Below are 18,779 nucleotides of genomic sequence, written 5' to 3'. Positions count from 1 at the left end.
AGGTATGGCAAAGAAGGTCAGGAAGTCCAAGAAATACCGCAAACCCTCCCAGTTCGTCGAACAGCAGGGTGAGGCTCTGGACCGGAAGCTGAACAAATACAACGTCCAAAGCACTTCCCACGAGAACAAATCCAATCCCATGCTGCTGATCTCCGCTGGATTGGCCATCAGTCTTTTTCTGTTTATCTATCTCCACGGGATGGCATTGAGCCAGATGACCGATCTCAGCAACAACCTGTCCATGCCGGACCAGCGGGTCTTCGGCTACACGGTGGAGGATATTGAAGCGCTGCGCAGCGCCATGGACGAGGACGCCCGGGGGCAGCTGAACTACGTTCACAAGACCGCCGGCATGCTCTTCCCGATGTTCACCGCCGCCATGAGCATGCTGCTGTTCATCCGCTGGATTCCGAACCGCCGGACCCGGTTGCTGGCGTGGTGCGCCCCCTTGGGGTTCGCCGTGGCGGATATCGTGGAGAACTTCGCTATCGATGCCCTGTTCACCGCCAACGAGGTGACTGCCGGAGCGGTCATGTTCGCATCGATCCTCACCACGATTCGTTGGGCGTTGCTGATCATCACCGCTGGGTTGATCATCGGGCTCGGCCTTTCCCGGGCCAACCGGTCGTTGAAGCGCAAGATGGCCGAGGTCCGCGACCAGAGCTCCTAGCGTGGCAGCGTGGTTCACGACAGCAAGTACCTAGTAGGATAGTCTTGTTGGTGTTTTCACGCCCAGCCTCTGTAGCTCAGTAGGATAGAGCGACCCTCTCCTAAAGGGTAGGCCGTCGGTTCGATTCCGGCCAGGGGCACCAATACGAGAAAGGCGCTTCCCCGCGATATTCATCGTGCGGAAGCGCCTTTCTCGTCTGCCGCGTCCGGGCGTCAGCTCCCGGACGCGCCAAAGGGCGCGTTCCACGGGGAACGCGCCCTTTGGCGGCCTAGCTGCGATGAACGCTTAGCGCAGCAGCAAAGCGGTGGCCTTTGGCGACAGCGAGGCGTCCATGACGACGCAGGCGCCGCCGACGGCGCCGACGTTGGCGCCCAGCGCGGAGGTGCGGGTGTCGATGTCGTGCACCGTACGCAAGCCGAAGCGGCGCTTGACCGCTGCGTCGACGTCTGCGCCGACGAGCTCGCTGACCTTGTCCCACTGCGGACCGCCGAAGACAACCTCGCGGACATCCAGCGCGTTGGCCAGCTGGCCTGCGACTTCGCCAGCCATGACCATGGTCTCGGTGACCAGTTCCTTGGCCACGGCATTGCCTTCCAGCGCCAGCTCGGTGAGGCGGTTCATGCCTTCTGCGCGCTGTTCTGGGCCGAGGATTTCGTAGGCCGGCAGTTCCAGGCCGCGTTCCTTGGCCTTTGACGCGATGAATTCGTAGGAGGTGCCGGAAGCCAGGCAGTCATCTGCACCGCACTCTTCGCAGAACACGGACTTGTGGCCCGTGGAGTAATGCCCGATCTCGCCGGCGTTGTTGCTCGAACCGTGGTGGACTTCGCCATCGATGACGATGCCGGCGCCGAAGCCGTGGCCGCAGTACACGAAGACGAAGTCGTCGGTCTTTTCTTCCTTCGACTGCCACAGTTCCCCAACTGCGGAGGCAATCGTGTCCTTTTCGATGATGACCTGCAGGCGCAGGAGCTTGCGCAGCGGGTTGACGAGTTCGACGTCGGCCCAGCCGTCAAGCAGCGGCGGGTTCAGAACCACGCCTTCCTCGACGTTCACCGGACCCGGCACGGCAATGCCCACTCCGACAATATGCTTCTTCGGAACACGGATCTCTGCGATCAGTTCCTTGACGGTGGTCGCCATCAGCTGCACGGTTTCGGAAGCCACTTCGAGGTTCGGGACTTCGATGCTGCGCTCGCGCAGGACTTCGCCGCGCAGGTTCATGGCCACGAAGGTCAGAATGCTGGGGTCCAGATGGATACCGATCGAAACCAGACGGTTTCCTTCCAGCTCGAGCACGGTGCGTGGCTTGCCCGGGCCGGAAACGATGGTGCGGTCTTCACGCACGATGCCGTCGTCAAGAAGACGACGCACAACATTTGAAATGGTCTGCGGTGACAGACCCGTCGAACTTGCCAGTTCGACGCGGCTGATTCCATCCGGTGCCCTGCGGATGGATTCAAGAATTACGGCTTGGTTGAAGTCTCCCAAGCGCCCTAGGTTGGTACCCCGTCGCATTAATGCTCCATAGATCTATAAATTTGATGGATCGATCTTTCCGTTCCTCGGCTTTCACCTGTCACCACCCACTCGGTCAAAAAATTGCGAGTAATAAGACCACGGCGAACAACAACTAAAAACGTTGGAGATCCACTTATGCACGTTACCACCTGCGACGGCTTCGCACACGCGATATTGTGAATTCATGAAGAAAAAATTGACTATATCAGCCGCTTGTTTAATCAACAACCAAGGAGAAATATTGCTGGTCCGCAAACGCGGGACGAGCAAATTCATGCAGCCTGGCGGCAAACCCGAGAAAGGCGAGTCACCTTTACAAACTGTCATTAGAGAAATTAAAGAGGAGCTCGGTGTCGAGTTCGCACCGGACGAGCTCGAGTACCGCGGCGAGTGGCATGGCCCTGCCGCCAACGAGGCTTCGACCTCGATTCACGCGCATCTTTTTTCGGGGCGTTTCAGCGGCGAGCTCGAACCGTTGGCCGAGCTTGAAGAGCTGCTCTGGATCGATCCAAAGCAGGCGCTGCTGCGTGACGATCTCGCGCCGCTGCTGCGCGAGCACGTGCTCCCGTCGGCAATTGAACGCGCCAAGGCCTAGTCGAGGTCTCCCGCCTGCAGTTGCGCGGTGTCAGCCCGCCTGGAGGTAGACATCCCACGAATCGTCGATCTGGTTGAGCCCCGAGACCAGATGCCCGCCATAGCGCGGGCGGTGCGGGGTGACGCGGAGCTGCCAGCCGAGCTGTGCGAGCATCTTGTCGGCCTTACGGCTGTTGCAGGCCAGACAGGCCGCTACCAGGTTCTCCCAGGTATTCTGACCGCCCCTGCTACGGGGAATGACATGGTCGATGGTATTGGCGGACTTGCCGCAGTAGGCGCAGGTAAACCTGTCCCTACGGAGAACGCCCCTACGGGTGACATGATTCATGTCCCTGTAGGGGCGTCGTACATAGCGCTTTAAGACGATTACCGTTGGCCGCGGTAACTCGCCGTGAGCGCTGCGCACGGGCGACGAGTCATCTTGCAGGACGATAGTGGCTTTCTCCGCCATCACCAGCAAAAGGGCTCGACGGAAGGTCACCACGGCCAGGGGCTCGTAGCCGGCATTCAAAACCAGTGTTCGCATCTTGCAGTACTTCCTTCTCGAACCGATAGCCGCCATCTGGCATTGGTGGGGCTCGCGTTCCCTACGGAGAGGCTCTATCGCAAGCCTAAAGGATCAGCCCTCTGCTATGTGAGGGTTCAAGAAAGATATTCTGCGAAGTTCATCTGCGAAGACCCAGATGTTCATCCTGGTTAAAGGCATAAGCCGCCGAACGTCTTTCACGTTCGGCGGCTTATGGAAAGTTTTTAGGCTTAGCGAGCCAGGGTGTAGTAACCGTACAGCGGGTTACGGCTCACCGAGTGGATCATGGTGTCCACGGTTGGGTTCTGTGCCCCGATCATCTGACCGCCGCCCAGGTAGATGCCTACGTGGCCGCCACCGTTCTGGAATACCAAGTCGCCCGGCTTAGGGTTGCTGGTGCGCTTGAACTGGCCGGAACCCAGGATTGCCGAGGTGCCGCGGGCGATGTTGATGCCGTGCTGTGCGTAAACGTACTTCACGAAGCCCGAGCAGTCCCAACCCGATGGGCCGTTGCCGCCCCATACGTATGGAACGCCGACGTACTTGGCAGCGGTAGCCGCGATACCTGAGAGGTTCGAAGTGTTGACCGAAGAGCTGCTCTTGGCCTTCTTCTTGGTGCTGGTCGACTGGGTGGAGTTCGACTGGCTGTTGACGTTCTGGCGGGTCACCGGAGCGAAGTCGTCCGAGGAGCTGCTGGAGGACGACTGGTTGGAACGGGTGGTCGGCGCCGTGGCGTTCGACGAAGTCGAGGTGACCTCGTTGGCCACTGCGATAACAACCGGCTCCGGCTTCTCGTCGGCGGTGAAGCTGGCGCGCTCGATATCAACCGAAGACTTCTTGTCTGCGGCAACGCTGACAGCCTTGACTGCCACGCGCTCTGGGTTGATGGTGTCAACCGGAGCCGCGGAAACGTCGCGTGGAGCAGTTGCCTGGCCAGGCACGCCCAAGGTGATGATCAGACCGGAAGCTGCAGCTACGACTGCTGCCTGACGACCTACAGAGCCAGCGTTCGATGCAACAGCCTGCGAGATCGCTTCCAGAGAATTGGTACGTGGCACATCGGCGCGGCGACGTCCATGAGTTTGACGCTTGGTCACTTTTTAAAGCCTCTCCTTGATACCTACGAGGTAAGCTGTCGGGTTCGAAGTGGAGTTACCTCGGTGGATTCGAAGTTTCCTTCTCTTCCACTTCACCCCTAGGGTTGTTAGTTCAAACTAACGACCCGATATTGGTTCCCCCGCCACTGCCGTACGAGTTGTTTATAACTGCACATTGCGTGTTGGCAGTGCTCGGTTCTCACGCAATGTTGCTCAGGGAGATCCCCCTGGCACGCGTATAAGCCTATAGGATGATTTTCCAAATGTCACGTTTAGGTCACGGAATGGTGACGAAGAACGTTACAACCAGCCGGCTGGGTCTTTGAACTGCCCGTCGATTATGACGTCGAAGTGCACGTGGCAACCGGTCGAGTTGCCGGTGGTGCCGCTCAGCGCGATCAGATCTCCCCGCTTGACCTTGTCGCCCACGTTGACCAGAACCTTCGTGTTATGGCTGTAACCGGTTTCCAGTCCATCGCCATGGTCCACCATTACCCGGTTGCCGGAGTGCCCGGCCCAGCCTGCGACGGTTACGGTACCCGAAGCGGAGGCGTAAACCTCAGTGCCGCAGGCCACACCGTAATCTGTACCACCATGGATCATGGTGCCAGCGCCGGTCGGGTTATTGCGGTGCCCAAAAGGCGAGGTAATGCGGTTCGACTTCACCGGGCGGTCAAGCAACCCGGACGTCGACTTGATGGCAGTGACGTTGCCGCCAGAGGCTGCCATAACCTCGGAGAGCTTCTCTTCTCCCGCAACATTAGGGTTCAGTTCGGAAGTCAGCGCTGCGCGTTCAACTTCCAGTCCAGCCGATCCTGGCGCGGTGACGTCCACGACTGCGGAAGTTGCGGTGCGTTCGGCGGCAACGGCCACGTCGTCGCTGGACGAACCCGAGAACTGTGGCGCGATAGCGGCAAGGGCCAGGCCCGAAACTGCGGCAACTGCAGCGACTTTGTGGCTAAAGCCAAGTCGCGATGGTTTTTTGGTATCAGCGTCCAGCTGCGAGATGAACTCGACATTGCTCGAGATCTCTGCGGATTCAGGCTGGGCAGCGACTGCGCCCGGCAGAGCAATGACATTGCTGTCTGCATCTTCCAGCACCAGCATCTGGCGGGTAGGGGCGATGCCGTAGCGTGCGCGTTCCTCGAAACGGCGACCTACGTAGTTGGCATGCACCGGTGCTGCAGGCTCGATGGCAACAGCCGATTCGCTCACCCGCGATGCGCGGCGTCCACCCGCACGCTCGGTAGCGGCAGCTGCGATTTCGCCAATCACATCCAGCTCAACAACGGCGGCGCGGCGGCCGGTCGTCTTGGTTTCTACCAAAACATTCCTCTCATGTAGCGCCTACGAAGTTAGCTGTCGGATTCGGCTCCTGAGAATGAGCCGGCCTGCTTTTGGCAGGACTTCACCCCTAGACGTAAACGTCGGAAAGTGGGTCCCCCGCTATTGCCCCATAAACTGACTTCCCATCCGCGCGCAGGGCAATACTAGGCGTTCGCGCAATGTATGGGCCGGTGCGGGTCTAACCCCGTGCACCGTGTACTAACGTTACCCGTCAAAAGGGAAAGTTACAATTTCGTTATCTTTTGTGGGACTTGACGAATACATGGCTGCTGACCTCTACCGGAAGCTCCAAGGCGCCCTCTACACCCTGCACGCGCACGACGATGTAGTCTTCAGCACGCTCAAGGGTGACAATCGCCCCAGGGCGGATTCCGCCTTCATTCAGCTGTCCCAGCAGGATCGGGTCAGTCTGGATAGGTTCCGCGAGGCGCTCGATTGCCAGCGGTCCTTCCACTCCATCCAAAAGAGCCTGGTCAAGGTTCTGAACTTCCGATGAGATTTCGCTCACTTTTGGCCCGCCAAGGACCTCCAAACCCGGAATTGGGTTGCCGTACGGGGAGACCGTCGGCTTCCCCAGCAAGTCGTAGAGCCGGCGCTCGACGCGCTCGCTCATGACGTGCTCCCAGCGGCAGGCTTCTTCGTGGACGTACTCCCAGTCGAGCCCGATCATGTCTGCCAGCAGTCGTTCAGCAAGGCGGTGCTTGCGCATGACGCTCGTTGCCAGTTCGTGACCTTTCTGGGTCAAGGCAAGATGGCGGTCGGTGGAAACCACGACGAGGCCGTCTCGTTCCATCCGGGCTACGGTCTGCGACACAGTCGGGCCTGAGTGGCCCAGACGCTCTGCGATTCGGGCGCGCAAGGCCACGATTTCCTCTTCTTGCAGTTCAAGAATGGTACGCAGGTACATCTCGGTTGTATCGATAAGGTCAGACACGGCAGCCGCTCCTGGAAGTCACAACAATAAGTTCGTAAAAATAATGAGACGTCACTACACACTCTACTGGGTGCGCTGGACATATTCGTTACGGGGCCGGCCACCGAGGATGTCGTAACCCTCCGTCCGGTTTTTCTCTGAAACGCTCACGGTTTGCGAAGATAGTACTGAAACGCCTGAACCCACCCACCTTATTCCGCGCCGCGGAACAGCGGGTTTTCAGCCCTTCAATCTATAGCTATATCGAGGAGCACGATGAGCACGGACATCACCATTCCACAGAATCTTTTGCCAGCCGACGGTCGTTTCGGCGCCGGTCCGTCCAAGGTTCGCGCAGAGCAAGTCCAGGCGATTGTTGAGGCAGCGGATTCCCTCCTGGGCACCTCGCACCGTCAGGCTCCGGTCAAGAACCTTGTGGCATCGGTCCAGAACGGACTGAAGGAAATGTTCAACGCGCCAGAGGGCTATGAAGTTCTGCTGGGTGTCGGCGGCGCTACCGCGTTCTGGGATTCGGCCGCCTTCTCCCTGGTGCGCAACAAGGCGCAGCACCTGTCGTTCGGCGAGTTCGGCTCCAAATTCGCCAAAGCCACGGACAAGGCCCCGTTCCTGGCTGCCTCGACCATCATCACCAGCGAGCCGGGCAGCGTTCCTGTTCCCGCCGCCGAAGCCGACGTCGATGTCTATGCATGGCCTCACAACGAGACCTCCACCGGCGCTGCAGCCCCGGTCAAGCGCGTAGCTGGCGCCAACGATGACGCACTGATGGTCATCGACGCCACCAGCGGCGCCGGCGGATTGGCCGTGGACTTGGCCGAAACCGACGTCTACTACTTCGCGCCGCAGAAGAACTTCGCAGCCGACGGCGGCCTGTGGATCGCGTTCGTTTCCCCGGCGGCCATTGCGCGCATCGAGGAAATCGCCGCCACCGACCGGTGGATCCCGGACTTCCTGAACCTGAAGACCGCTCTGGACAACTCGTTGAAGAACCAGACCTACAACACCCCTGCACTGACCACGCTGGTCATGCTGGATTCCCAGATCAAATGGATCAACGCCAACGGCGGACTCGCCTGGGCCGCTGAGCGCACCGCCGAATCCGCGGCCAAGGTCCAGGCCTGGGCCGAGGCCTCCGACATCGCTGCGATGTACGTGGCGAATCCGGAACACCGCTCCAACGTCATTTCCACCGTCGACTTCGACGACAAGATCGACGCCACCGCCATCGCCAAGGCGCTTCGCGCCAACGGCGTGGTCGATGTGGAGCCTTACCGCAAGCTCGGCCGCAACCAGCTGCGTATCGCAACCTTCGTCGCGATCGATCCGAGCGACGTCCAGGCACTGCTGAACTGCATCGACTACGTGATCGAACAGCTCTAATCCCCACGACGCACGACACCACAACAGCGAAGGGCTCGGACCACATGGTCCGAGCCCTTCGCTGTATGCCTGTTTCGGCGCTAGCCGTCCTTGCGTGCGCGGTTGCGTTGCGCGGCGCGGCGACGTGCGGCGGTTCGCTGGGCAGTGCGCCGACGGCGGACCTGGCGTCGAGCCGGTGACTTGACCGACTGCAGCTCTTCCTCGTCCGCAACCTCGTCGGTCGCGAGCTCGTCCTGTGCAGGAACGGCGTCAGCTTCTCCCTCAGGAATTGCCTGCGGCTGCTCCGAACCCTGCTCATCCTGCGCGGCCGCCGAGGTCTCAGCCTCTGTAGGCTGCTCGCCTTCAACGGCGCTGTTCTCGGCCTCTGCGGCTTCGATCTCCTCCTTGGCCAGACGATCCGCCCACGGCACCCAGGCAGGAGCCAGCAGTGAATCCTCGCCGGCAATGATCCCGACCTCGCACACTGTCAGATCTTTGGCCTTGGCCCGTGGCACCCGCGCGAGTGTCGCGAACCATGTCCAACCTTGGTATCCCTTTTTATGGGAGATAAATCTATGGGTGACAAGTCGCTCACCCTCGGCCGTGACGCCGAGGTGTTCGCCGATTTCGGATTCCCCGGCGATTTCAGCCAGGGATAGCCGCGCGGTATCGACCGCTTCAGCGAGGAGGGTGTCCAGCTTGGGTTTACGGGCCATTGTTTATGCGTCCAGATCGTCGGCTACCGCGCGCAGCACGGTAGCTACCTTTTTGCCGTATGCATGTTCAGGATAGCGCCCATTGCGCAAGGTATTCGAAACGCTGTCCAGCAATTTGATTAGGTCCTCGATGACGACGGCCTCGGCTTCGGGCTTCTTGCGCTTGGCGCGAGCCACCGACGGGGCCGCTTCGAGCACCCGGAGGCTCAAGGCCTGCGGTCCGCGACGGCCCTCGGCCACACCGAACTCAAGGCGCGTTCCCGGGCGCAGCTCATGCATGCCGTCGGGCAGGGCCGCTGCGTTGACGTAGATCTCTTTGCCGTCTTCTGCGGTAATGAATCCAAAGCCCTTGGACTTCTCGTACCACTTAACCTTGCCGGTAGGCATGCTGTAATACCTCGTTCGTTTCTCGTGCGTAGCTGCATGGCCGAGGCCTGCTCAGCACCATGCATATTCAGGTGTTCGCTTCCGCGGAGCTTTCACCGGGCTTTTCGAATTCTTTTCCCGGGTGCTCGACGCACGGAGTCGAACCAAGTCGTTTACCTTTGATTATGTCATTCATCCGGACACAAAATCACCTTGGGCGCTCTTTGACTCGGGACTCCCTCCTCCGGGACGGCAACGGTAAAGTAGGAACGGTGAGCACCTTATCCGTCACCCTGTCCGTTGTTTCGCGTCTAGCCATCGGCGTTGCCGTAGTTTCCACCCTGGCATTGGCTGCGACGCTGGTGCTCTATTTCCAGGAAATCAGCATCCCGCCCTTCCTGATGATTCTGGGCGTCTGGGGCCTTCCGGTCGCCTTCTTGCTGGGCGTTGCAGTCGTTATCGGCAACGTCATCCGGCGTCGCAACAACTAATTTTCTACCCCAGCATTCATACAGGCAGCTCCCAGACTTCTTAGGCACACTGGGTTTCATGAGTGCAAAAACCCCAGAGGCAAAACTTCTCGTTGTCGATGACGAGCCGAATATCCGCGAGTTGCTGTCCACTTCCCTGCGCTTCGCAGGTTTCGAAGTTGTCTCCGCAGCCAACGGCCGGGACGCCCTGGCAGCGGTTGAGGCCGAGGAACCTGACTTGGCAGTGCTCGACGTGATGCTTCCGGACATGGATGGATTCACCATCACCCGCAAGCTGCGCGCCGCGGGGCGCCATTTCCCGGTCCTGTTCCTCACCGCACGTGACGACACCTCGGACAAGGTCACCGGCCTGACCGTGGGCGGCGACGACTATGTCACCAAGCCGTTCAGCCTGGACGAGGTCGTCGCACGCATCCGCGCAGTCCTGCGCCGCACGTCATCGGGAGAGGAAGAGAACGCCACCATCGTGGTCGCCGACCTCGAGCTGGACGACGACGCGCACGAGGTCCGCCGCGCCGGCGAGATCATCGACCTCTCCCCCACCGAGTTCAAGCTCCTGCGCTACCTGATGATGAACCCGAACCGCGTGCTGTCCAAGTCGCAGATCCTGGACCACGTGTGGGAGTACGACTTCAACGGCGACGCGTCGATCGTCGAGTCCTATATCTCGTACCTGCGCCGCAAGGTCGACCGCCCCGAATGGCCTGCGCTGATCCAGACCAAACGCGGCGTCGGCTACCTGATGCGCACCCCGGACCGCCGCTAGCCGCGTCCGTCCACGAGCAAGGGACTTGTAAAGTCATCCTATGAAGTCGATTCGTTCCCTCTGGCGGCGCACCACGCTGCGCACCAAACTGGTGACAGTGATGTTCGGGCTGATGATCCTGGCCATCGTAGCCACGGCCGTGGGCTCGGCCCACACGCTGCGGATCTCGATGACCAACCAGATCGATGACCAGCTGGTCGCCGCCGGACCGACCATGGGGCTTGGTCTGAACAAGGCCTACCTGTATTCGGTGGACAACCCCGGGGACCCCGACGGCTTCAAGGACTTCGACCCGACGCTGCTCGGGCTGAACAGCTCCTACGCCGACATCCGTGATAAAGACGGGAAAATCGTCTACATCATGCCGCGCTCGCGGGTTTCGCCGAGCACGGCCCTGGATTCGCCGCTGTTGAATCCGGCCAATATCGACAAGCTGCTGGAAACGCCGAACAAGCCGGTGACCATCCCGGGCATCCAGGCGAACTCCGCCGGGTGGCGGACCATGGTGATTCCGCTGAAGAGCAGCAGCCTTAACCTGTTCCTGGCGATCCCGCTGAGCACCGTCAACAACACCGCGCAGCAGGCGGCGGTGCTGGTGCTCTCCACCGGCTTGCTCGCCGCGCTGGTCATGTCCATGATCGCCTATGCCCTCACCACCCGGTCGCTGAAACCGCTGACGAAGGTCGAGCGCACCGCGTCCATGATCGCCGCCGGCGACCTCACCCAGCGCGTGACGGACTATCCTGCGGAGACGGAAGTCGGCAGGCTCTCACGCTCGCTGAATTCGATGCTGGCGCAGATCGAGAAGGCTTTCAAGGACCGCGAAGCTTCCGAACAGAAGATGCGGCGCTTCATTCAGGATGCCTCCCACGAGCTGCGCACCCCGCTGGTCACCATCCAGGGCTACTCGGAGTTCTACCGCCACGGCGGACTGGCGAGCCCCGAAGCCCTCGATTCGGCGATGGGGCGCATTGAGAGCGAATCCAAGCGCATGGCGCAGCTCGTCGAGGACCTGCTGATGCTGGCGCGCCTGGACGAGCAGCGCCCGATGGAGAAGCAGGCTGTCGACCTGCTGGTGCTCGGACAGGACATCGTGGAGGACACCCGGGTGCGGGCGCCCGACCGCAAGGTCACCTTAGTGGGCCTGTCCAGCAACCAGCCCAGCCCCGCCAGCACTGTCGGAGACGACGCCCGCATCCGCCAGGTCATCGCCAACCTGCTGACCAATGCCCTGCGCTACACCCCCGAAGGGACCCCGATCGAGATCGCGGTGGGTGTGCGTTCGCTGGTGGCCGGTGCCCTCGACGCAGTATTCGAGGTCCGCGACCACGGCCACGGCATTCCCGAAGAGGACGCCAAGCGAATCTTCGAGCGCTTCTACCGCTCGGATGCCTCGCGCCAACGCGAAACCGGCGGTTCCGGCCTGGGGCTGGCAATTGTCGCAGCCATTGTCCAACAACACGGCGGATCCGTGTCGCTGAGCGAAACCGAAGGCGGCGGCGCCACCATGGCCATCTCGCTGCCCTACGTTCCGATGCCCGAGCCGCGCGACGACGACTTCGACTTCCATCCGGAGCACGACGAGTCGTAGCCTCATTGTCCACAACCGGCCTGCGGCTTACTCTGCTTCGGTGCCATAGCTCCTATCGTTAGGTCATCACGATCCGATGAAAGGCGAGCAGGAATCATGAGCACGTTCTCCACCAACACCGGCGAAATGCAGGCCAAGTCCCAAGCGGTTATGGGCACCATCGACCGCCTGCGTTCAGAAGTCGTCACGATGCAGATGAATCTGGACCAGTTGCAGGGCACATGGCATGGCTCGGCGGCCGCATCGTTCCAGGCCATCGTGGCCGAATGGCGAAGCACCCACCTGCGCATCGAAGAAGCCTTGGGCAACATCGCCACGGCGTTGCATCATGCCTCGGCGCAGTACGAGGAAGTCGAGCAGGTCAATACCTCGCTGTTCCGCTACTAAACGGCGCATCCCCAGCGAAAACAGCGCCAAAACCACAAAGAACGGGCCGCTGGATCAGCTTCAGGGAAGATGATCCAGCGGCCAGCATCCATGCGTTGGCTACGAGGCTCAGGCCTTGCGGCGGCGCAGAACCATGGCGGCTCCGGCCAGCATCAGCAGCAGACCCGCGCCCGCAGCCGCCAGCAGCGCACCGTTGAAACCGGTATCAGCTAGTTCGTTCTCCGAGGCCTGCGGCTTCGCGTCGCCCTTGGCCGATTCGGAGCCGGTGTTCTCCGGCTTCTTGTCGATGGATCCTGCCGGCTTGATTTCTACCGGCTTCTCGGATGGCTTTGCTTCAGGCTTGGCTTCGGGCTTCGCCTCGGGCTTCTCGCCCTCCGGTGCTTCTTCACCGAAGTAGAAAGCCAGGAAATCTTCGAGCCACTGCTGATCGCCGGGGAACTCCGCCCAGATCGATTCCAGGAGCTCTTCAAGCTCCGCTTCGCTGCTGACGCTATCCAAAAGATAGGTCAGCACGAGCGCTAGGTACTCCTGGCCATCTTCGGTCGCGAAGAATTCGCCCCACTGCTCATCGGTCCACTCTTCAGCGCCTGCGGGGAGACGGTCCATCATCTCTTCGAGGAACTGCAGGTCCTCGTCGGAGATCTCCGGATCTTCGGTACCGAATTCTTCCTCGATCAGCTGCAGCAGCTGCTGTCCTTCTTCGGTTTCGTAGAAGGCATCCCATTGGGCATCATCCCAGCCTTCGCTGCCCTCAGGCAGCAATGCATCAACCTTTTCCCAGAAGGCCTGCTCCTCCTCGGAGATGTCAGAGTCGAGATCGCCGAACTCGTCCGACAGCTGCTGGACAGCCTCGGATTCGAGGAACGATGCCAAAGAGTCCTTGTCCGATTCGACTCCTTCGATGTAGTCGGAGTCGACCGTCTCATCGGTTGCGGAGCTGGTCTCGTCCGCTGGCTGGGTCGCGCCGGTCTCGGTGCCGGCAGCTAGGTCCTGCGCGGGAGCCGAATCCTCAACTGAAGCATTCTCCTCCACCGGTGCAGCCGGAGCCGTTTCCTCGACGCTGTCCTCGACTGGGGCCTGCGACTCCTGGACGACGGTCTGCTCTGCCGGGGCTTCCACTGCAATGTCTTCCACGTTGTCGGTGGGCACTTCGGCGACTGGCGGCGCAGGCACGACAGGGGTTTCGACGGCAGGCTGCTGCACGGGGGCCTCAATGGCCGCCGGCGCTGCCGGCTCGGTCTGGGTTTCCTGCTGTGCAACGGTGATGCTCTGGAGGGCATCGTCCGTGGTTTCGGTAGCCTGTGCCGGAGCGGCAGAGACGAGAAGTCCAGAAATAACCGCTGCCGAAAGCAGGGTGGTATTGATCTTAGGCGACATGGTGTCTCGATTCCCCAAAGAAGTCACAGGCAGTTGCGGGACGCCGAGGCGTTCCGCTTCAGTGATGACAGATTTATGGCCTGTGAAAGTGCTGAATGATTAAAGTACAACCTATCCGAAGAATGCACCGCCGCCAAGTAATTCCACGTCTCTTACAACGGGACTTTGCCCACCCGTGCCCAGGGCCCCCGAACGGGACTTCAAAACCGTTACCAACACGTAGGCTAGAGCCTATGAGCATCCTGATCGACCCACCGTCATGGCCTGCCCATGGAACGCTCTTTTCGCATCTGGTTTCCGATGCGACGCTCGATGAACTGCATGCCTTTGCCCGTGCGCACCAGCTACCCGAGCGCGCGTTCGACAGGGACCACTACGACGTGTCGCAGTCCCGCTATGCCGAGCTGGTGCGGGACGGCGCGCACGAGGTTTCGGCCGGCGACCTGGCTCGGGCGCTGATCGCCTCCGGGCTGCGCATCCCGGCCAAGTACCGCCCGGAAAAGCTGGGACCGGTGCTGTCCCGCCGTTGGGCCCGAACTCTGCCCACCGAACCCCAGCTGGGCCGCGAGCTGCTGGAACGCTGGTCGCAGTCGCATCGCAGATACCACGACAGGGTCCACCTGCTGTCCGTGCTGGAGGCCTTGGATTGGCTGGCGAAGGACCAGGCCGACGGCGAGGAGCGCATGCTGCTGCAGCTGGCCGCCTGGTTCCACGACGCGGTGTACCACGGAGCCTCGGACGACGAGGCCAAGTCCGCGATCCTTGCCCGCGAGCGCCTCTACGGGCTGCTGAGCCCCGGGGCGGTGTCCAGGGTCAGCGAACTGATCCTGCTCACCGCAGGGCACTCCCCCGGCGACCACGACCGCCTGGGCCGGATCCTGTGCGATGCGGATCTTGAGGTGCTGGCCCGCCCGCAGCCGGCCTACCAGCGCTATGCCCAGGCGATCTACCAGGAGTACGCGCATTTCCCGCGCCCGGCCCTGGCTGCCGGACGGATCAAGGTGCTGGGCTCGCTGCTGGAGAAGGACAACATCTACAGCACCGTGCGTGGCATCGACCGCTGGGAAAACGCGGCCCGCAGCAACGTCGGCGCGGAGATCTCAGTGCTGCGCGGCTGGCTCGGCGAATAGCTTCCGGCTTTTAACGGCCTGTGGCCCGTTTCCCCAGGGGAAACGGGCCACAGGCACCAGGTAGTCTCGGCGGGGTGCCGAGCCGGGCGGGGAAGCTTAGAAGCCGCCCATGCCGCCCATGCCACCCATGTCGTCACCGGCTGGTGCGGCGCCGGCAGGAGCTGGCTTGTCCGCGACAACGGCTTCGGTGGTCAGGAACAGGCCTGCGATCGATGCGGCGTTCTGCAGGGCCGAACGGGTCACCTTCACAGGATCGTTCACGCCGGCTTCCAGCAGGTCGACGTACTGGCCGGTGGCGGCGTTCAGGCCGTGGCCGGCAGCCAGGCCCTTGACCTTGTCGGCGACAACGCCTGGCTCCATGCCGGCGTTCAGGGCGATCTGCTTCAGCGGAGCTTCGATGCCGACGCGCACGATGTTCGCACCGGTTGCCTCGTCGCCTTCCAGCGACAGCTTCTCGAAGGCTGCTGCGCCGGCCTGGATCAGGGCTACGCCGCCGCCGGCGACGATGCCCTCTTCCACCGCTGCCTTGGCGTTGCGCACGGCATCTTCGATGCGGTGCTTGCGCTCCTTGAGCTCCACCTCGGTGGCTGCGCCGGCCTTCAGCACGGCGACGCCGCCGGAGAGCTTTGCGTGGCGCTCCTGCAGCTTCTCGCGGTCGTAGTCCGAGTCGGTGTTCTTGATCTCGGCTGCGATCTGGGCCTTGCGGCCTTCGATGGCGTCGGCTTCGCCGCCGCCTTCAACGATGGTGGTCTCGTCCTTGGTGATAACGACCTTGCGGGCGGTACCCAGAACTTCCAGGCCCACGTTGTCCAGGGACAGGCCGATCTCCTCGGAGACAACCTGGCCGCCGGTCAGGATGGCGATGTCGGTCAGCATGGCCTTGCGGCGGTCGCCGAAGCCCGGAGCCTTGACGGCAACGGACTTGAACAGGCCGCGGATCTTGTTCAGGATCAGGGTGGCCAGGGCTTCGCCCTCGACGTCTTCGGCGATGATCAGCAGCGACTTGTTCGACTGCATGACCTTCTCCAGCAGGGTGACCATGTCCTTGACCGAGGAGATCTTGGAGTTCACGATGAGGATGTATGGGTCCTCCAGCACGGTCTCCTGGCGCTCTGCGTCGGTGACGAAGTATGCGGAGATGTAGCCCTTGTCGAAGCGCATGCCCTCGGCCAGCTCCAGCTCGAGGCCGAAGGTGTTGGACTCCTCAACGGTGATGACGCCCTGCTCGCCGACCTTGTCGAGAGCCTCGGCGATCAGGCCGCCGATCTCAGGGTCGCCTGCGGAGATCGAGGCGGTAGCAGCGATCTGCTCCTTGGACTCGATCTTCTTGGCGGCGGCGAACAGCTCGGCGGTGACGGCCTCTACGGCCTTGTCGATGCCGCGGCGCAGCGCGATCGGGTCGGCGCCGGCGGCAACGTTGCGCAGGCCTTCCTTGACCAGTGCCTGGGCGAGAACGGTTGCGGTGGTGGTGCCGTCGCCTGCGACGTCGTCAGTCTTCTTGGCAACTTCCTTGACCAGCTCTGCGCCGATCTTCTCGTATGGATCCTCGAGCTCGATCTCCTTGGCGATGGACACGCCATCGTTGGTGATCGTCGGGGCACCCCACTTCTTTTCCAGAACAACGTTGCGGCCGCGTGGGCCCAGGGTCACCTTTACGGCGTCTGCAAGGGTGTTCAGGCCGCGCTCAAGTCCGCGGCGTGCTTCCTCGTCAAATGCAATCATCTTGGCCATAGTGGCTTTCGGTCCTTTCGGGACGATTTTGCGAAAATGCAACCGACAGACAGCGCCCGCGACGGACGAGTGCAACGGCTGGGCATCGGGCCTGCAGCCGCGTCAGCTCTCGCTATCTGAGGTATTCTTCACGCTCCCTGCGAAGCGACGTCTGAGGCCGGACCGGCTGCGGTTAAAACGCGAAAAGCCGATCGGCGTTAGCAGTCGCAACGCATGAGTGCTAATACAAATATTGGCACTCTCGCCCTGCGAGTGCAAGCTGATCGGCTCACAGCGAAGCAATTGGATACTGCGGGGTTAGCGTACTTCGAGGGTGTCGTCCGAGCCCATCACCACGGTCACCCGGTTCGGAATGTTCTGGGTCTGCAGAACCTCGTCGATATTCAGCACCTCAGCGGCCTTTTCGGCCGTGGTGCGATAGGCCTCCGAGGTGTAGTACACGGTGGAGGTCTCGGCCGGGCGGGTCCAGTTGCTGGCGGTGATATTGGTGAATCCGGCCTCGGACAGGGCGTCTTCGCCGGCCGAGGCGATGCCTGCGATGCTGGCGCCGTTGTAGACGCCGATCAGCTGCCCGAAGAGCACGTCGTCATCATCGATGGTGCTGGAGGCGGAGGGGGTGGCGCTTTCGGTTTCGCTCGGGCTGGAGGTGGCGTCCTCGCTCGGGGCTGCCGAGGTGGTTTCGGTGGGGTTCGGGGCGGAGCCGACAATCGGCTTCAGGCCGCCGGGGCCGAAGAAGTAGGCGAATGCGCCCACCAGGACGACAAGCACTGCTGCAATAACTACCCAACGAAGTTTTCCACCGGACGTCGTGGAGGCGGCAGACTGCGCCCACCCGTTGGCGTGGTGCGAACCCACACGGGTGTTGAACTCCGGAACGCGATCGAATTCGTCACGTGGGTAGTTGGTCATTCTTGTCCTTGCTCGAGGTCTGACTGGTCGCGGCCGGTTCCGGAAACTAGCGTCCGGAGCCGACGGTACCGCTCACACGACGTCTGGTAGACCTAAGCCTACGCAGGCGTTTGACCAGCATTGGGTCGTAAGCCAACGCCGCGTCCGTCTCAATCAGCTGGTTCAGCAGCTGGTAGTAATTCGTCGGCGACATGGAGAACTGTTTGGTAATGGCCTGTTCCTTGGCGCCGGCATACTTCCACCACAACTTTTCCATGTTCAGGATCTGCTGGGAACGCTCATCGAGTTCCGAGTCGGGATTCATCACGAAATCCACCAGCACTTCACCCTCAGCCATGCGTCCACACCTCTTTCCTTCACCCGGCAAAGTCCGGTCTCGGCCCTGCGTTCTGCTCCGCCAGTGGCGGACATACCACCGATATTCTAACCAACTCGCCTGTGCTGCGCCGCGCCCGCGGGCACAGCCACGCCATAATACCGGCAGAATGGATGCCATGGACAACCTGCAGCCCTCCCTGTTCGGCGACCCGGAGCCGGTACCGGTCCCCCGCTACGAGCCGGAGGATTTCCCCTTCCACCACGGCGCCAGATCCATGGCGGAGCGCGGATTCATCGCCCAGGACTGGGTCCCGGTGCTGCTGCCACTCGATGGCAAGCTCCGGAAGATCGCCGCTGAACTGGCACGACGCAGCGCCGCCGGAGAGCAGATCCTCCCGGAACCGCACGTGATGTTGCGCGCACTTCGCATTCCGCGCTCGCAGGTGCGCGTCGTGCTCATCGGACAGGATCCGTATCCGACCCCGGGCCATGCCAACGGCTTGGCCTTCGCCGCCCAGGCTTCGGTGCGTCCGCTGCCCCGGTCGCTGTCCAATATCTACAAGGAGCTGAACGACGATCTGGGCATTGCCCCGGCAGCCCACCCGGATCTCAGCGCCTGGCATGAGCAGGGAGTTCTGCTGCTGAACCAGTCGCTGTCGGTCCAGGCGGGTCATGCCGGGGCGCACCAGCGCCTGGGCTGGTCCGCGGTCGTCGAAGCGGCCATCAGCGCGCTGAACCAGCGCGAGAACCCTCCGGTGGCGCTGCTCTGGGGCAGGCATGCGCAGAAGCTGGCGGGGCTGATGGACCGGATGCCGCAGCTGGCCAGCGCCCACCCCTCGCCGCTGTCCGCCTCGCGCGGGTTCTTCGGCTCGCGGCCCTTCTCCGAAATCAATCGGCGGCTGTCCGAATCCGGACAGCCGCCGATCGACTGGTCGTTGCCTGCGCTGTAGCCGCA

The 18,779-nt window shown here is 61.9% G+C and carries 20 protein-coding genes, 1 tRNA gene and 2 riboswitches; of the genes, 10 read left to right on the top strand and 11 right to left on the bottom strand.

Annotated elements, in window-relative coordinates:
- Positions 1-4 precede the first annotated feature (4 nt).
- A complete protein-coding gene (locus tag ACTX90_RS03065; protein WP_443443067.1) occupies positions 5-670 on the top strand; it encodes a hypothetical protein in 666 nt (221 codons plus the stop codon).
- 65 nt (positions 671-735) lie between these two features.
- Positions 736-812: transfer RNA gene (locus ACTX90_RS03060), tRNA-Arg, on the top strand.
- A 143-nt stretch (positions 813-955) separates the two neighbouring features.
- On the opposite strand, the gene ACTX90_RS03055 is transcribed toward ACTX90_RS03060, so the two are convergent.
- Complete coding sequence (locus tag ACTX90_RS03055; protein ID WP_047118291.1) at positions 956-2,185, bottom strand: ROK family transcriptional regulator; 1,230 nt, start codon at positions 2,183-2,185, stop codon at positions 956-958.
- A 187-nt stretch (positions 2,186-2,372) separates the two neighbouring features.
- Here ACTX90_RS03055 and ACTX90_RS03050 point away from each other — a divergent pair, with 187 nt between their 5' ends.
- A complete protein-coding gene (locus tag ACTX90_RS03050) occupies positions 2,373-2,783 on the top strand; it encodes an NUDIX hydrolase (RefSeq protein WP_047118290.1) in 411 nt (136 codons plus the stop codon).
- Positions 2,784-2,813: 30 nt separating this feature from the next.
- Here the strand turns inward: ACTX90_RS03050 and ACTX90_RS03045 are convergent, their stop codons facing one another.
- The 4 genes from ACTX90_RS03045 to ACTX90_RS03030 all read right to left on the bottom strand — a co-directional run bounded on the left by ACTX90_RS03045 (position 2,814) and on the right by ACTX90_RS03030 (position 6,686).
- The gene (locus ACTX90_RS03045) at positions 2,814-3,308 is read right to left on the bottom strand and encodes an HNH endonuclease (RefSeq protein ID WP_120990168.1); all 495 of its coding nucleotides are present in this window, start codon (positions 3,306-3,308) and stop codon (positions 2,814-2,816) included.
- 230 nt (positions 3,309-3,538) lie between these two features.
- On the bottom strand, positions 3,539-4,405 hold the full coding sequence (locus ACTX90_RS03040) for a C40 family peptidase (protein WP_120990170.1): 867 nt from the start codon (positions 4,403-4,405) through the stop codon (positions 3,539-3,541).
- Positions 4,406-4,410: 5 nt separating this feature from the next.
- Positions 4,411-4,575, bottom strand: a riboswitch (cyclic di-AMP (ydaO/yuaA leader).
- A 130-nt stretch (positions 4,576-4,705) separates the two neighbouring features.
- On the bottom strand, positions 4,706-5,731 hold the full coding sequence (locus ACTX90_RS03035; protein WP_424573648.1) for a M23 family metallopeptidase: 1,026 nt from the start codon (positions 5,729-5,731) through the stop codon (positions 4,706-4,708).
- A 2-nt stretch (positions 5,732-5,733) separates the two neighbouring features.
- Positions 5,734-5,911: riboswitch (cyclic di-AMP (ydaO/yuaA leader) on the bottom strand.
- 76 nt (positions 5,912-5,987) lie between these two features.
- Positions 5,988-6,686 carry an iron-dependent transcriptional repressor DtxR gene (locus tag ACTX90_RS03030; RefSeq protein WP_047118287.1) on the bottom strand — a complete coding sequence of 233 codons (699 nt, stop codon included), beginning with the start codon at positions 6,684-6,686 and terminating at the stop codon, positions 5,988-5,990.
- A 255-nt stretch (positions 6,687-6,941) separates the two neighbouring features.
- Between ACTX90_RS03030 and serC the strand changes: the two genes are divergently transcribed.
- Positions 6,942-8,063, top strand: coding sequence for a phosphoserine transaminase (serC, locus tag ACTX90_RS03025; RefSeq protein WP_047118286.1), 1,122 nt, complete (start codon positions 6,942-6,944; stop codon positions 8,061-8,063).
- Positions 8,064-8,143: 80 nt separating this feature from the next.
- Here serC and ACTX90_RS03020 read toward each other — a convergent pair whose 3' ends face one another.
- A complete protein-coding gene (locus ACTX90_RS03020; protein ID WP_443443064.1) occupies positions 8,144-8,758 on the bottom strand; it encodes a DUF3027 domain-containing protein in 615 nt (204 codons plus the stop codon).
- A 3-nt stretch (positions 8,759-8,761) separates the two neighbouring features.
- A complete protein-coding gene (locus ACTX90_RS03015; protein ID WP_047118284.1) occupies positions 8,762-9,145 on the bottom strand; it encodes a cold-shock protein in 384 nt (127 codons plus the stop codon).
- 251 nt (positions 9,146-9,396) lie between these two features.
- On the opposite strand from ACTX90_RS03015, the gene ACTX90_RS03010 reads away from it, so the two are divergent.
- The 4 genes from ACTX90_RS03010 (at position 9,397) to ACTX90_RS02995 (ending at position 12,359) form a co-directional block, all read left to right on the top strand.
- Positions 9,397-9,615 carry a hypothetical protein gene (locus tag ACTX90_RS03010; RefSeq protein WP_047118283.1) on the top strand — a complete coding sequence of 73 codons (219 nt, stop codon included), beginning with the start codon at positions 9,397-9,399 and terminating at the stop codon, positions 9,613-9,615.
- 58 nt (positions 9,616-9,673) lie between these two features.
- Positions 9,674-10,381 carry a response regulator transcription factor gene (locus tag ACTX90_RS03005; protein ID WP_047118282.1) on the top strand — a complete coding sequence of 236 codons (708 nt, stop codon included), beginning with the start codon at positions 9,674-9,676 and terminating at the stop codon, positions 10,379-10,381.
- A gap of 40 nt (positions 10,382-10,421) precedes the next feature.
- Positions 10,422-11,972, top strand: a complete 1,551-nt coding sequence (locus ACTX90_RS03000) for a sensor histidine kinase (RefSeq protein WP_443443062.1) — start codon at positions 10,422-10,424, stop codon at positions 11,970-11,972.
- 96 nt (positions 11,973-12,068) lie between these two features.
- Complete coding sequence (locus ACTX90_RS02995; protein WP_443443060.1) at positions 12,069-12,359, top strand: WXG100 family type VII secretion target; 291 nt, start codon at positions 12,069-12,071, stop codon at positions 12,357-12,359.
- Between the two features lie 108 nt (positions 12,360-12,467).
- Here ACTX90_RS02995 and ACTX90_RS02990 read toward each other — a convergent pair whose 3' ends face one another.
- The gene (locus tag ACTX90_RS02990) at positions 12,468-13,736 is read right to left on the bottom strand and encodes an LPXTG cell wall anchor domain-containing protein (protein WP_047118279.1); all 1,269 of its coding nucleotides are present in this window, start codon (positions 13,734-13,736) and stop codon (positions 12,468-12,470) included.
- Between the two features lie 233 nt (positions 13,737-13,969).
- Between ACTX90_RS02990 and ACTX90_RS02985 the strand changes: the two genes are divergently transcribed.
- On the top strand, positions 13,970-14,866 hold the full coding sequence (locus tag ACTX90_RS02985; protein ID WP_443443059.1) for a DUF4031 domain-containing protein: 897 nt from the start codon (positions 13,970-13,972) through the stop codon (positions 14,864-14,866).
- Positions 14,867-14,962: 96 nt separating this feature from the next.
- On the opposite strand, the gene groL is transcribed toward ACTX90_RS02985, so the two are convergent.
- From groL to ACTX90_RS02970, 3 genes are all read right to left on the bottom strand, one after another.
- Positions 14,963-16,597, bottom strand: a complete 1,635-nt coding sequence (groL, locus tag ACTX90_RS02980) for a chaperonin GroEL (RefSeq protein WP_047118277.1) — start codon at positions 16,595-16,597, stop codon at positions 14,963-14,965.
- Between the two features lie 297 nt (positions 16,598-16,894).
- Positions 16,895-17,506, bottom strand: a complete 612-nt coding sequence (locus tag ACTX90_RS02975) for a LytR C-terminal domain-containing protein (protein ID WP_047118276.1) — start codon at positions 17,504-17,506, stop codon at positions 16,895-16,897.
- A 46-nt stretch (positions 17,507-17,552) separates the two neighbouring features.
- Positions 17,553-17,843 carry a DUF3263 domain-containing protein gene (locus ACTX90_RS02970; protein ID WP_047118275.1) on the bottom strand — a complete coding sequence of 97 codons (291 nt, stop codon included), beginning with the start codon at positions 17,841-17,843 and terminating at the stop codon, positions 17,553-17,555.
- Positions 17,844-18,000: 157 nt separating this feature from the next.
- Here ACTX90_RS02970 and ACTX90_RS02965 point away from each other — a divergent pair, with 157 nt between their 5' ends.
- Positions 18,001-18,774, top strand: coding sequence for a uracil-DNA glycosylase (locus tag ACTX90_RS02965; RefSeq protein ID WP_306462527.1), 774 nt, complete (start codon positions 18,001-18,003; stop codon positions 18,772-18,774).
- The last annotated feature ends 5 nt before the right edge of the window (positions 18,775-18,779 follow it).

This window comes from Glutamicibacter soli, from assembly GCF_052322135.1.
GTDB lineage: Bacteria > Actinomycetota > Actinomycetes > Actinomycetales > Micrococcaceae > Glutamicibacter > Glutamicibacter soli.
The sequence above is the reverse complement of the archived record's forward strand: the minus strand, read 5'-3'. Positions and strand labels throughout refer to the sequence as shown.

What these genes read in the sequence shown, in the direction of transcription:
- ACTX90_RS03065 (WP_443443067.1), top strand. Translation starts at nt 5, where the DNA reads ATGGCAAAGAAGGTCAGGAAGTCCAAGAAATACCGCAAACCCTCCCAG.
- ACTX90_RS03055 (WP_047118291.1), bottom strand. Translation starts at nt 2,185, where the DNA reads ATGCGACGGGGTACCAACCTAGGGCGCTTGGGAGACTTCAACCAAGCC.
- ACTX90_RS03050 (WP_047118290.1), top strand. Translation starts at nt 2,373, where the DNA reads ATGAAGAAAAAATTGACTATATCAGCCGCTTGTTTAATCAACAACCAA.
- ACTX90_RS03045 (WP_120990168.1), bottom strand. Translation starts at nt 3,308, where the DNA reads ATGCGAACACTGGTTTTGAATGCCGGCTACGAGCCCCTGGCCGTGGTG.
- serC (WP_047118286.1), top strand. Translation starts at nt 6,942, where the DNA reads ATGAGCACGGACATCACCATTCCACAGAATCTTTTGCCAGCCGACGGT.
- ACTX90_RS03020 (WP_443443064.1), bottom strand. Translation starts at nt 8,758, where the DNA reads ATGGCCCGTAAACCCAAGCTGGACACCCTCCTCGCTGAAGCGGTCGAT.
- ACTX90_RS03015 (WP_047118284.1), bottom strand. Translation starts at nt 9,145, where the DNA reads ATGCCTACCGGCAAGGTTAAGTGGTACGAGAAGTCCAAGGGCTTTGGA.
- ACTX90_RS03005 (WP_047118282.1), top strand. Translation starts at nt 9,674, where the DNA reads ATGAGTGCAAAAACCCCAGAGGCAAAACTTCTCGTTGTCGATGACGAG.
- ACTX90_RS03000 (WP_443443062.1), top strand. Translation starts at nt 10,422, where the DNA reads ATGAAGTCGATTCGTTCCCTCTGGCGGCGCACCACGCTGCGCACCAAA.
- ACTX90_RS02995 (WP_443443060.1), top strand. Translation starts at nt 12,069, where the DNA reads ATGAGCACGTTCTCCACCAACACCGGCGAAATGCAGGCCAAGTCCCAA.
- ACTX90_RS02990 (WP_047118279.1), bottom strand. Translation starts at nt 13,736, where the DNA reads ATGTCGCCTAAGATCAATACCACCCTGCTTTCGGCAGCGGTTATTTCT.
- ACTX90_RS02985 (WP_443443059.1), top strand. Translation starts at nt 13,970, where the DNA reads ATGAGCATCCTGATCGACCCACCGTCATGGCCTGCCCATGGAACGCTC.
- groL (WP_047118277.1), bottom strand. Translation starts at nt 16,597, where the DNA reads ATGGCCAAGATGATTGCATTTGACGAGGAAGCACGCCGCGGACTTGAG.
- ACTX90_RS02975 (WP_047118276.1), bottom strand. Translation starts at nt 17,506, where the DNA reads ATGACCAACTACCCACGTGACGAATTCGATCGCGTTCCGGAGTTCAAC.
- ACTX90_RS02970 (WP_047118275.1), bottom strand. Translation starts at nt 17,843, where the DNA reads ATGGCTGAGGGTGAAGTGCTGGTGGATTTCGTGATGAATCCCGACTCG.
- ACTX90_RS02965 (WP_306462527.1), top strand. Translation starts at nt 18,001, where the DNA reads ATGGACAACCTGCAGCCCTCCCTGTTCGGCGACCCGGAGCCGGTACCG.